Source organism: Polaribacter sp. HA6-7, from assembly GCF_055693625.1.
The window spans coordinates 2,451,247-2,464,311 of sequence record NZ_CM146338.1 but is presented as its reverse complement, the minus strand read 5'-3'; the positions used below and the strand labels follow the sequence as shown (position 1 = coordinate 2,464,311).

Sequence of the window (13,065 nt, the reverse complement as noted above, 5' to 3'; positions counted from 1 at the left end):
TACACATCATTATCCAAGCTAATTTCTTCACCAGAAACTACCAATTTGCAAATCAATTTGCCTTCATTTAATGTTTGGTTAAAAGAGGTTTTTAGATTTCAGCCGCAATTAAAAGAAAACGAATACTTATCTAAATTAAGTGCAAAAGCATTTCAAGGAAAATTATTTATAGACGGAAATTTAAATGATTTAAAGATTGAAAACACAAGTGTTAATTGGGGTAATGCTACAAATGTTTCTTTAAACGGAAGTGTCAAGAATGCTACAAATCCGGATAAATTACAATTGAATTTACCAAATTTTAAAGCTGAAACTAAAAGAGCAGATCTTTTACAAATTGTTAATGAAAAAGAATTAAATTTAAAATTACCTGAAGAAATTTTAATTACTGGTAATGTTAACGGTAGTTTAAAGAACAGTAAAATTGATGCTAATATAAATACATCTCAAGGGAATGCTTTTGTAGAAGGAAATTTATCTAACGATACAAATATTAGTTACAATGTTAAAGCATCTATTACAGATTATGATTTAGGGGAGTTATTACAAAATGAAAATTTTGGCGCTTTATCACTTTCATTACAATCTAACGGAACTGGTGAAAATCTAAATAATTTAGATGCGAAATTAGAAACAAACATTTCTAAATTTCAGTTACAAGAATATGTAATTAAAGATTTAAGTTTAGAAGGTAATTTTAAAGATGGTGTTGGTGTTATTTCTTCTAATTATAAAGATGATAATTTAAATTTAAATCTTAACGGATCTATTATTTTAGATTCTGTAGCAACACAAGCAAATGTAGATTTAAATGTAATTGGTGCAGATTTACAAGCTTTAGGTCTTTTAAATAGAAATGTTAAAACGGGTATGGATGTATCTGTTGATTTTAAAGGAAATATAGATAGTTATAATATAAAATCTACTATTAAAAATGGTGTTGTAGTTTACGATAATAACACGTATTTACTTGGTGCTGTAAATGCAGAAGCTTTTATTAATAAAGACACTACTGCTTTTAAAATAAATAACAAAATGTTAAATGTTAATTTGCAGTCTAACACAGATCCAGAAACGTTTAGCAAAGGTTTGCAACGTCATGTTTTAAGTTATTTTTATAGAGATGATAAAGTTTCCGACACAATTAAAAATCCTATAAATTTAAAATTAGAAGCAAAAATTTCGCAAACTTCTTTAATTAAAGACGTTTTTCTGGTGAACCTAAAAGATATTGATACCATTGATATAGCATTAGATTTTAAAGAACAAGAAAGACTTTTAAAAGCAAATGTTTCTGCACCATTTATTAATTATAGTGGTAATAAATTAGATAGTTTGTCTTTTTCTATGGATACAGATAAAGAGAGTTTCAACTTTAATTTAGGTTTTAAAAACATTAAAGCGGGTCCTGTAGATGTACCCAAAACTGTAATTACTGGTAACCAAACTAATAATGAATTAGCGCTTAATTTCTTAGGGTTTCACAAAGGTGAAAAATTGATGAATGTAAATACTAAAATTACAGGAAATCGAGATCGACTAAAATTTACGGTAAACAAAGACAGTTTAATTTTAAATAAAAGTAAATGGTCTATACTAGAAGAAAATGAAATTGTTATAGAAAATAACAACTTAACCTTTTCGAATTTTAGAATCAATAAAGAAAATCAATCTATAGAAATAACAAACAACTTAAAAAATGTTCAGAAAAAACACATTGCGTTGGTGTATAATAACTTTAACATAAATGAAGTTTTTAATTATTTGAATCCGGAAGATGAAATAGCAAACGGTGTTTTAAATGGCGATTTTGTACTTGTAGAACCTTTTACAAATACAGGTGTTATTACAGATGTTTCGGTTTCTAATTTTAAAGTTTTAAATACCAATTTGGGTAAATTATCTATGGATGCAAAATCTTTAGGAAATAATAAATATAATTTTAATACCTATTTAAAAGAAGGTGACGTCGATTTAGATCTAAAAGGAGATTACTTTGTAAATAACAATATTGCAAATTTAAACCTAGATTTAGACATAAATCAGTTTAAAATGAATGCTCTTAAAACTCTTTCTTTAGGAGAAATAAAAGAAACTAGCGGAAGTTTTTCCGGCGATTTTAAAGTTACTGGTACAACAAGCAAACCTAAATACAATGGTAGTTTAACGTTTGATAATGCTGTTTTTAATATCACAAAGTTAAATACAAAATTTACGTTAAAAGAAGAGCAATTAACTGTGGATAATTCGGGTATTTCGATGGCCAATTTTACAGTTTTGGATGCTAAAAATAATGCATTAACGCTTTCCGGAGACATTAAAACAGAAAGTTTTATAAATCCAGAATTCGATTTAAAATTAAAAGCAGAAAACTTTAGAATTTTAAACGCAACACAAAAAGACAATCCAGATTTGTATGGTAAAGTTACTTTTAACACCAATGCAACATTAACTGGCGATTTACAAATACCAAAAATAAATGCCAGCTTTACACTTGGTAAAGATACAGATGTAACTTATGTAATGCCATCTTCGTATGCAAATGTAGAAGAAAGAGATGGTGTTGTGGCTTTTGTAAATCGAAAAAATCCGGATGCTATTTTAACGCAAACAGAAGAACAATCTGCAGTAATTAGCGGGTTTGATATTTCTTCTCAATTAAAAATTAACAAAGAAGCTGTAGTTACCATTATTATAAACGAAGATACTGGCGATAATTTTAAAGTTTCGGAGAAGGAGATTTTCTTTTTACAATGGTGCCAAATGGTAGAATTACGTTTACTGGAGCATATCAAGTAGCTAGCGGGCATTACGAACTAACATTATACAATTTAGTTAATAGAAAATTTTTGCTTGCACCTGGCGGAAGAGTTACTTGGTCCGGTGATCCTTTTGATGCGAAATTAGATGTAAGTGCCATTTATAAATTAGAAACGTCTGCGTCATCTTTAATGGCGGCACAGATTTCTAATGAAGATGCATCAGTACAAAATAAGTACAAACAAGTATTACCTTTTCAGGTATATTTAGATATTGATGGCGAATTATTACAGCCAAAAATATCTTTTGATTTAAGCATGCCGGAAGAAGAGCAAGGTGCTATTGGCGGACAAGTTTATGGTAGAGTTCAGCAAATTAAGCAGCAAGAAGAAGAATTGAATAAACAAGTTTTTTCGTTATTAGTACTTAATAGATTTTATCCTGATGCTGGTAGCGATGGTAGTTTTGGTGGTTTTGCATCCATAGCAAGAAACAATTTAAACGATGCAGTTTCAGAACAATTAAATACTTTTTCTGATAAACTTTTGGGTACTTCGGGATAGAATTAGATTTCGGTTTAAATAGTTTTACAGATTATCAAGGTGATGCACCAACAGACAGAACGCAACTAGATGTTGCTGCACAAAAACAACTGTTTAACGAAAGGTTAACTGTTAGAGTTGGTAGCGAAATTGATATACAAGGAAGTAGCACAACCGGAGAGCAAACTCCGTTAATTGGTAATGTTAGTTTAGAATATAAAATAACAGAAGATGGCAGATATCGTTTAAAAGGATTTAGAAAAAGTGAATTCGAAAATGTAATCGATGGTCAAACTATTGTTAGCGGAATCGGGTTGATTTTCACACAAGAATTCAATGAATTTCAAGAATTATGGAAAGCTCTTTTAGGTTCAAATTCAGACAAGAATACATCAGAAAAAAAGCCAAAAGAAGAAGAGAGTCAACCAAAATCAGCTAAAGAATCTGTTAATAAAAAAGAATTAAACTTTGAATAAAATTGTAAAACACTTATTAATTGCAGTACTTTTTGGTACATTTTTATATTCTTGTAGTATTCAAAAATACATACCCGAAGACGAGCGTTTGTATACAGGTGCAAAAATTGAAATGGATGTAGATTCTGCGGTAGATAATGCAACCAATTTAAAAGTAGATTTAAATACAGTTTTAAGACCGAACCAAATTCTAAGTTTTTGGGTGCTTATTTAGGTTTGTACTATTATTACAAAAATCAAAAAGAGAATCCTAACTTTTTAAATAAATGGTTGTTTAAAAGATTTGGAGAAGAACCCGTTTACCAAAGTGATGTAAATGTATTAGAAGTTACAGAAATACTAAAAAATAGATTAGAAAATCATGGCTTTTTCTATAGCAGAGCAACTTCTTTTTGATGAACAAGATAAAAAAGCAAGCGTAGTTTATAGGTTAAAAGTACCTGCGCCTTATAAAATGGCGAGTTATCAAATAGATAGTATAGAAAGTCCTATTTACCAAGAAATAAAAGAATTAACCAAAAAATCTCCATTTCCGGAAAACATGCGTTTCGATTTAGCGAATTTAAAGTTAGAGAGACAACGTTTAGATACCGAATTAAAGCAAAGAGGTTATTATAATTTTAATCCTAGTTTTTTAATTTTTGAAGCAGACACAAATCAATATAAAAATAAAAGATTCGATTTGTTTTTAAAATTGAAGGCAAAAGTGCCTCAGAAAGCTACAATTCCGTATCAAGTAAAAAAGATAAATATTTACCCAAATTTTAATTTAAAAGATTCTACAAACGTAAAAGAAACCAGGTTCGATAATAAAAGTTATTTTCAAGATTCTGTGTTTTTTAAACCAAAATATTTAGATGATTTTATTACAATTAAAGAAGACGAAAACTACAATCCGTTAACATCTAAAAATACAGCAAGACGCTTGTCTTCTATTGGTGCTTACAAATATGTAAACATTCAGTATAAAGAATTAGAAAGGTTAGAAACAGATAGTTTAGGTGTTTTAGAAGCTAATATATTTTTATCGCCGTTAACAAAAAGAGCTATTAGAGCAGAATTACAAGCGGTTACAAAGTCTAATAATTTTGCAGGTCCGTAATTGTCTTTAACTTACAGCAATAGAAACCTTTTTAAAGGTGGCGAAACACTAAATATAAGCACAAATTTTGGTTATGAAACACAAGTTTCTAGTGGCGAAAATTCGGTTTAAGTAGTTTAGAATTAGGTTTAAAAACCGAATTAATTTTTCCGAGAGTTATTGCTCCTTTTTCTATTGATGAAGATTTTTTTGAATATTCTGTGCCAAAAACAAAAACGAGTTTAGGTGTAACATATTTAAATAGAAGTAAGTTGTATACACTGCTGTCTCGGTAGTGCACTTTTTGGTTATGTTTGGAACGCTAATAAGTATATTACTTACGAGTTAAATCCTATTTCGGTAAATTATACAAGATTATCAAACACTACAGAAGAGTTTCAGCAAATATTAGAAGACAACTCTTTTCTAGAACAAAGTTTTGAGCAACAATTTATAAGCGGATTAACATTTTCGTTTACTTATAATGAAATGTTGAATAATGCTAAAACGCATCAATTTTATTTAAATTCTACATTAGATATAGCAGGGAATTCTATAAGTTTATTAGCAAAAGAAAATGAAACTAATGGTACTAAAGAGTTTTTAGGTTTGCAATATGCACAATATGCAAAAGCAGATTTTGATGCAAGATATCATTACAATTTTGGTACAAATAAAAGCCAAACCATTGCAGCGAGATTGTTTGCTGGTTATGGTTATGCATATGGTAATTCTGATGTTGTTCCGTTTGTAAAACAATATTATGCTGGTGGCCCATATAGTGTTAGAGCATTTAATATTAGGTCTTTAGGTCCAGGAACGTACAATGAAAATGATGTTGCAGATAACACAGATACAACAAGTAATTTTTTCGATAAAACTGGTAATATTCGTTTAGAAGCAAATTTAGAATATCGTTTCCCAATCTTTTCGTTTTTTAAAGGAGCGGTTTTTGCTGATGCTGGAAATGTGTGGAATTCTAAAGCAAATCCGGATTTTGGCACTGCAGGTAAAGATAAGTTTACATCAAATTTTATAAACGAATTAGGAATCGGAGCAGGTGTTGGTGTTCGTGTAGATGTGCAAGGTTTTGTAATTCGTTTCGATTTGGCTGCACCATTTCATGATCCGGCGTTACAAGAAGGCAAGCGTTGGGATTTTAGAGTAGACGATCCTGTATTTAATTTTGCAATTGGTTATTCTTTTTAAAAAGTATTAAAAACCAGTAACCATTTTTTCTAAGGCTATTTTGTCTAAAATTTTAATGTTTTTACCTTTAAATTCGATAACGTTTTTCTTCTTAAGATCAGAAAGTAATCGAATTGCAGATTCTGTTGCTGTACCAATAATATTTGCAATATCTTCTCTAGAAAGCTGTATGTTAATATTATTGTCTGCATTTATACCAAATTTAGTTTCTAAATGTAAAAGTGTTTCAGCCAAACGTTGTTTTACTGTTTTTTGAGCCATATCTACAATTAAATTGTCTGCTGTTTTTAAAGAATTGGCCATATCTTTTAAAACACTCATTGTAAAATTATTGTTTTTCTCTAAATCTCTAATAATTTCATCTTTCGGAATAAAACAAATTTCCATATCATTTAAAGCTACAGCTTTTAGGTTAGAAACTTCTTCTGAAATTAAACTGCGTTCACCTAATAAATCACCTTTTTGTATTAAGCTAACAATATGATTTCTACCGTTATCGCTCATTTTAGAAACCTTGCAAACACCATCTTTAATGCAAAAAACACCATTGATGTGTTCGCCTTCATCAAAAAGAATTTCGCCTTTTTTTATAATTTTAGAAGTTTTGCAATTAGACATTCTTAACAATTCTTCTTTAGAAAGATGTTTTAAAGAATTAAACTGTCGAACAATACATTGTTCACATTTGCTCATGTTAAAAATGTTTTAGATAAAATCAAAAATAGTAAAAACCTGATAAATATCATATTTTAAAAGACACTCTTATTAGAAATTTGCAGTAGGCAAAAGAGTAAATATGAATTCTACACAATGTTATCACTGTGGCGATTCTTGTAATGATAGTTTAATTACGTTTGATGATAAAAGTTTCTGTTGTAACGGTTGTAAAACTGTTTATGAGATTTTTTCTGAAAACGATTTAACGTGTTATTATAATTTTCAAGACAATCCTGGGGCAATACCTTCAGAAATTAAAGGCAAATACGATTTTTTAGATACTAAAGAAATCGCAGCAAAATTATTAGATTTTTCTGATGGTAATATAGAAATCGTATCACTTTACATACCACACATTCATTGTAGTTCTTGTATTTGGGTTCTAGAAAATTTACATAAATTAAACGTACATGTTAGTGCATCTCAAGTAGATTTTCCTAAGAAAAAAGTTAGAGTTACTTATAACTCTGCTAAAACAAAAATTAAAGAAATTGTACTGTTATTAAGTGCAATTGGTTACGAGCCTTACATTAGTTTAGAAGATTATGAAAGCGGAAAAAAAGCAATTGATAGAAGCTTAATTTACAAACTTGGTATTGCGGGTTTTGCATTCGGAAACGTAATGTTTTTATCTTTTCCGGAGTATTTCGAAGTCGATGGTTTTTGGATAGAAAAGTATAAAAACATTTTTAGATGGTTGATGTTTTTCTTTTCGTTACCCGTAGTTTTTTATGCAGGTAAGGATTATTTTATTTCTGCTTATAAAGGTTTGCGATCTAAAATATTAAATATTGATGTGCCGATAGCATTGGGTATTTCGGTGTTATTTATTAGAAGTTCTGTAGAAATAATTTTCGATTTAGGAACCGGTTTTTTTGATAGTTTAACCGGCTTGGTTTTCTTTTTGCTATTAGGTAAATTTTTTCAGCAAAAAACTTACAATTTCTTGTCTTTTGAACGTGATTATAAATCGTATTTTCCTATTGCGGTCACAAAAATAACTAAGGATAATCAAGAAGAAACCGTACAGATTTATGATGTTGAAAAAGGCGATCGATTATTAATTAGAAATGAAGAATTGATACCTGTAGACGGAATTTTAATAAACGGAAATGCAGACATTGATTATAGTTTTGTTACTGGAGAAGCAGAAGCGGTTTCAAAAAAATCGGGATAAACTTTTTGCAGGTGGTAAGCAAATTTCTGGAAGCATAGAAATGGAAGTTTTAGCATCGGTTTCTCAAAGTTATTTAACTCAGTTATGGAGTAACGATGTTTTTCAAAAAGAGCACAAGTCGCATTTTAAAACAATAACAGACAGAATTAGTAAAAATTTTACAATTGCAGTTTTGGCAATTGCGTTTATAGCAACATTATTTTGGTTATTTATAGATGTAAACAAAGCATTAAACGTTTTTACGGCAGTTTTAATAATTGCTTGCCCTTGTGCAATAGCATTAGCGGCGCCATTTACTTTAGGAAATATGTTGCGCATTTTTGGTAAACAAAAATTCTATTTAAAAAATGCCACTGTAATAGAGCAGTTGGCAAAAATAGACACTATAATTTTTGATAAAACAGGTACATTAACAACGCACAAAGAAAATACAATTTCTTATGATGGAACTACGCTAAATACTCTCGAAAAAAGAATTTTAAAAAGTGCTTTAAGATCTTCTAATCATCCGTTAAGTAGAACTTTATACAATACATTTTCTAAGTTAGATTCAGTACCAATTTCTAAGTACGATGAGTTTGTTGGTAAAGGAATTGTAGCAACTTATAATAACGAAATTTTAAAATTAGGATCTTCTAATTTCGTGCTAAATTCTAGTGAGTCTTCTAATTTAGATACAGCAATTTATATCAGTTTTAATGGCGTTTATAAAGGTAAATTTACTTTTAAAAATTCTTACAGAAAAGGAGTAAAAGGATTATTTAAATCTTTAAAAGATAAATTTAGTTTATCTGTGGTTTCTGGAGATAATGAAGGAGAGAAATTGTACTTAGAACAAAATCTACCAAGAGAAACCACGCTTTTATTCAACCAAAAGCCGAAGATAAATTAAATGTAATAGCACAACTTCAAAAAGAAAACAAAAAAGTGGCTATGATTGGCGATGGTTTAAATGATGCTGGCGCTTTGGCTCAGAGTGATGTAGGTATTGCTTTATCAGAAAATATCAATGTTTTTTCACCTGCTTGCGACGGAATTTTAGATGCATCAAAATTCTCTAAAATAGCAACGTTTATTAACGCATCTAAAAAGGCTATTAAAATTATAAAGTATAGCTTTTTACTGTCTTTATGTTACAATTTAATTGGTTTGGGTTTTGCAATTACAGGTAACTTGATGCCCGTTATTGCAGCTATTTTAATGCCTTTAAGTTCTATTAGTATCGTAATTTTTACAACAATTTCTACCAATATTTTGGGTAAAAAAATAAAATAATATGCAAAATTCTTTAATTCAGAAATATAATATTCCAGGTCCTAGGTACACAAGTTATCCAACAGTTCCTTTTTGGAACAAAGCCGGAATCGATAAAAATGTTTGGATAAATTCCTTTAAAATTTCTTTTAAAGAAAGCAACACATCCGAAGGAATAAGTATTTATATTCATTTACCATTTTGTGAGAGTTTATGTACTTTTTGTGCGTGTCATAAGCACATTACGAAACGTCATGAAGTAGAGGAGGAATATATAGAAACTGTTTTAAAAGAATGGAAATTGTATGTTGCTTTGGTTGATGAAACGCCAATAATTAAAGAGTTGCATTTAGGTGGTGGAACACCAACTTTTTTCTCAAAAGAAAATTTAGAATATTTAATGAATGGAATTTTTTCGATTTCTAAAAAACATCAAAATGCAGAATTTAGTTTCGAAGGACACCCGAGTAACACAACCAAAGAGCAACTACAAACTTTATATAATTGTGGTTTTAGAAGGGTAAGTTTTGGTGTGCAAGATTATAATGAAAAAGTACAGAAAGCAATTCATAGAATTCAGCCGTTTGTAGAGGTAAAAAAGGTTACAAATTGGTCTAGAGAAATAGGATATACATCTGTTAGTCACGATTTAATTTTCGGATTACCATTTCAAACTAAAGAAAATGTAATCTACACAATTAATAAAACAAAAGAATTACAACCCGATAGAATTTCTTTTTACAGTTACGCACATGTACCTTGGGTAAAAGGAGTAGGGCAAAGAGGTTTTAATGAAAATGATTTGCCTGCAAACGAAGAAAAAAGAGAACTGTACGAAATAGGTAAAGAACTTTTTGCTGCTTTGGGCTATGTAGAAATTGGTATGGATCATTTTGCTTTAAAAACAGATAGTTTATTTAAGGCAACAGAGCATAAAACTTTGCATAGAAATTTTATGGGCTATACGGCCAATAAAACTCAATTAATGGTTGGTTTAGGTATGTCTGCAATTTCAGATTCTTGGTATGCTTTTGCACAAAATGCAAAGACAGTAAAAGAATATCAGCAAATAGTAAACTCTGGTGAAATTCCTATTTTTAGAGGACACCTTTTATCTGAAGAAGATAGAATTATTAGAAAACATATTTTAAATATTATGTGTCATTTTTCTACTTCTTGGGAAGGTGATACTTTAAAAATTAAAAATATAGAAAACCATTTGACTTTACTAAAAGAAATGGAAAATGACGGATTGGTTGTGATAAATGAAAATTCACTTTCTGTGCCGAAGAAGCAAGACCTTTCGTTAGAAATATTTGTATGGCTTTTGACGTGCATCTGTTAAAAAACAAACCAAAAACACAATTATTTTCTATGACAATTTAAAGATAAATTTTAAACATGACAAATGTCATATTTTAAGAAATGTATCAATATTATTTTTGTTGTATCAATTATCAGGCAAGATATGAGCGTAATATATTTACTACTTACACTAAGTATTTTAGTGGCATTAATATTTTTTATAGCATTTATTTATTCAGTTAAAAAAGGGCAATACGATGATTCGTATACACCATCTGTTCGCATGCTTTTTGATGATGAGCTAATTATAAAAAAACAAGAAAAATCAACTTTAGACTAAATTTTAAATTATGGAAATGCAACAATTTTATTACGATAATAAAATCGTAAAAAAATTCATCTACGCAACATTACTTTGGGGAATTGTAGGATTCTCTGTAGGTTTATTGCTAGCGTTTATGTTTTTATTCCCAAACGTAACAGACGGAATTTCGTGTTTAAGTTTTGGGCGTTTAAGACCTTTACATACAAATGCAGTAATTTTTGCCTTTGTAGGCAATGCAATTTTTGCAGGTGTTTATTACTCTTTACAACGTTTGTTAAAAGCAAGAATGGCAAGTAACTTTTTAAGTAATTTTAACTTTTGGGGCTGGCAAGCAATTATTGTAGCTGCCGCAATTACATTGCCATTAGGTTATACTTCGTCTAAAGAATATGCAGAATTAGAGTGGCCAATAGATATTGCAATAGCTTTAGTTTGGGTTGCTTTTGGTGTAAACATGATCCGGACTATTCTACAAAGAAGACAAAGACATTTATATGTTGCAATTTGGTTTTATTTAGGAACCTTTGTTACCGTAGCTGTTTTACATATTTTTAATAGTTTGGCATTACCAGTAGGTTTTTTAAAGTCTTATTCTGTGTATGCTGGTGTGCAAGATGCTTTGGTGCAATGGTGGTATGGTCACAATGCAGTTGCTTTCTTTTTAACAACTCCGTTTTTAGGTTTAATGTATTACTTTGTTCCTAAAGCAGCAAACAGACCTGTTTATTCTTACAGATTATCAATTGTACACTTTTGGTCTTTAATATTTATTTATATCTCGGGCAGGACCACACCATTTATTATATACTTCATTACCGGATTGGGCACAAAACTTAGGTGTTGCATTTTCTGTAATGTTAATAGCGCCTTCTTGGGGTGGAATGATAAACGGACTGCTAACATTAAGAGGAGCTTGGGATAAAGTAAGAACAGATCCTGTTTTAAAATTTATGGTAGTTGCAATTACGGGTTATGGTATGGCAACTTTTGAAGGCCCGATGCTTTCTCTTAAAAATGTTAATGCAATTGCACATTTTTCTGATTGGATTATTGCACACGTACATGTTGGTGCATTAGCATGGAATGGGTTTTTTACTTTCGGAATGTTGTATTGGTTAATACCTAGAATGTTTAAAACTAAATTATACTCAACAGGTTTGGCAAATTTCCATTTCGGATTGGTACTCGGGTATAATAATGTACACTTTACCAATGTATGTAGCAGGTTTTGTACAAGCTTCTATGTGGAAACAATTTAATCCGGACGGAAAATTAACTTACGGAAACTTCCTAGAAACTGTCAACGAAATTATACCAATGTATTGGATGCGTGCCATAGGAGGATCTTTATTTATTGTAGGTGCAATTGTAATGTTGTACAACGTTGTTAGAACTGTAAAAGCAGGTGTTGGCGTTACAGACGAATTAGCAGAAGCACCAGCTTTAACTAAAGTTTCTAAATACAGAACAAAAGGAGAAGGATGGCATACTTGGATTGAAAGAAAACCAATTAAATTAACATTATATGCTACAGTAGCTATTTTAATTGGTGGTGTTGTACAAATTATACCAACTTTATTAGTAAAATCTAATATACCAACAATTAGCAGTGTAAAACCTTATACACCATTAGAATTAGAAGGTAGAGATCTATACATAAGAGAAGGTTGTGTTGGTTGTCACTCGCAAATGGTAAGACCTTTTAGAAGTGAAGTAGAGCGTTATGGCGAGTATTCTAAAGCAGGTGAATTTGTGTACGATCATCCTTTTTTATGGGGAAGTAAACGTACTGGGCCGATTTACATAGAATAGGGCAGAAGTATAACGATAGTTGGCACCTTAATCATATGTACGATCCACAAAGTACATCCGAAGGTTCTATAATGCCTGCCTATAAATGGTTGGTAAGAAACGAGCTAGATAAATCGAATACAGAAAATAAAATGAAAGCAATGGTAACTTTAGGTGTACCATATACTGAAGAAGAAATTTCAAATGCGCAAGCTAATATGTTAGCTCAAGGTACACAGATTGAAGAAAATCTATATTCAGATCCAGATTTTGCAAAAACTTATGAAGCTGATAAAAAATATGCAAAAGATAATGGCGAAGCTTTTATAGAAATGAAAAACAGAGAAATTGTAGCGATTATAGCTTACATACAACGTTTAGGTACAGATATAAAAGTTAAAGACGAACAAAAACCTACTAAAAAATAG

At 30.1% G+C, this 13,065-nt stretch carries 5 protein-coding genes and 5 pseudogenes; 9 read left to right on the top strand and 1 reads right to left on the bottom strand.

Going from position 1 to position 13,065, the window contains the following annotated elements:
* Positions 1-45 precede the first annotated feature (45 nt).
* From ACZ1HD_RS13725 to tamL, 5 genes and pseudogenes are all read left to right on the top strand, one after another.
* Positions 46-2,799, top strand: coding sequence for a translocation/assembly module TamB domain-containing protein (locus tag ACZ1HD_RS13725; RefSeq protein WP_472687750.1), 2,754 nt, complete (start codon positions 46-48; stop codon positions 2,797-2,799).
* Entirely contained in the window at positions 2,754-3,323 is a 570-nt protein-coding gene (locus ACZ1HD_RS13720; protein WP_472687749.1) for a translocation/assembly module TamB domain-containing protein, read from the top strand. Before ACZ1HD_RS13725 ends, ACZ1HD_RS13720 begins: the two co-directional genes overlap by 46 nt.
* Positions 3,320-3,577 (top strand): annotated as a pseudogene (locus ACZ1HD_RS13715) (translocation/assembly module TamB domain-containing protein); the annotation flags it as partial. The gene ACZ1HD_RS13720 and the pseudogene ACZ1HD_RS13715, both read left to right, overlap by 4 nt.
* Before the next feature lie 39 nt (positions 3,578-3,616).
* Entirely contained in the window at positions 3,617-3,778 is a 162-nt protein-coding gene (locus tag ACZ1HD_RS13710; RefSeq protein WP_472687748.1) for a hypothetical protein, read from the top strand.
* Positions 3,771-6,068, top strand: a pseudogene (gene tamL, locus ACZ1HD_RS13705) (translocation and assembly module lipoprotein TamL). The gene ACZ1HD_RS13710 and the pseudogene tamL overlap by 8 nt, the downstream one beginning before the upstream one ends.
* Before the next feature lie 6 nt (positions 6,069-6,074).
* Here tamL and ACZ1HD_RS13700 read toward each other — a convergent pair.
* Complete coding sequence (locus ACZ1HD_RS13700; protein ID WP_472687747.1) at positions 6,075-6,761, bottom strand: Crp/Fnr family transcriptional regulator; 687 nt, start codon at positions 6,759-6,761, stop codon at positions 6,075-6,077.
* Between the two features lie 103 nt (positions 6,762-6,864).
* Here ACZ1HD_RS13700 and ACZ1HD_RS13695 point away from each other — a divergent pair.
* The 4 genes and pseudogenes from ACZ1HD_RS13695 (at position 6,865) to ccoN (ending at position 13,065) form a co-directional block, all read left to right on the top strand.
* Positions 6,865-9,237, top strand: a pseudogene (locus ACZ1HD_RS13695) (heavy metal translocating P-type ATPase).
* 1 nt (position 9,238) lies between these two features.
* A pseudogene (hemN, locus tag ACZ1HD_RS13690) lies at positions 9,239-10,602 on the top strand (oxygen-independent coproporphyrinogen III oxidase).
* Between the two features lie 82 nt (positions 10,603-10,684).
* Positions 10,685-10,861: a cbb3-type cytochrome oxidase assembly protein CcoS gene (gene ccoS / locus ACZ1HD_RS13685; protein ID WP_077810081.1), complete on the top strand. Its 177-nt coding sequence runs from the start codon at positions 10,685-10,687 to the stop codon at positions 10,859-10,861.
* Between the two features lie 10 nt (positions 10,862-10,871).
* Positions 10,872-13,065 (top strand): annotated as a pseudogene (gene ccoN, locus ACZ1HD_RS13680) (cytochrome-c oxidase, cbb3-type subunit I).

Coding starts and splice junctions, on each gene's coding strand:
- ACZ1HD_RS13720 (WP_472687749.1), top strand. CDS start 2,754: ATGGTGCCAAATGGTAGAATTACGTTTACTGGAGCATATCAAGTAGCT.
- ACZ1HD_RS13700 (WP_472687747.1), bottom strand. CDS start 6,761: ATGAGCAAATGTGAACAATGTATTGTTCGACAGTTTAATTCTTTAAAA.
- ccoS (WP_077810081.1), top strand. CDS start 10,685: ATGAGCGTAATATATTTACTACTTACACTAAGTATTTTAGTGGCATTA.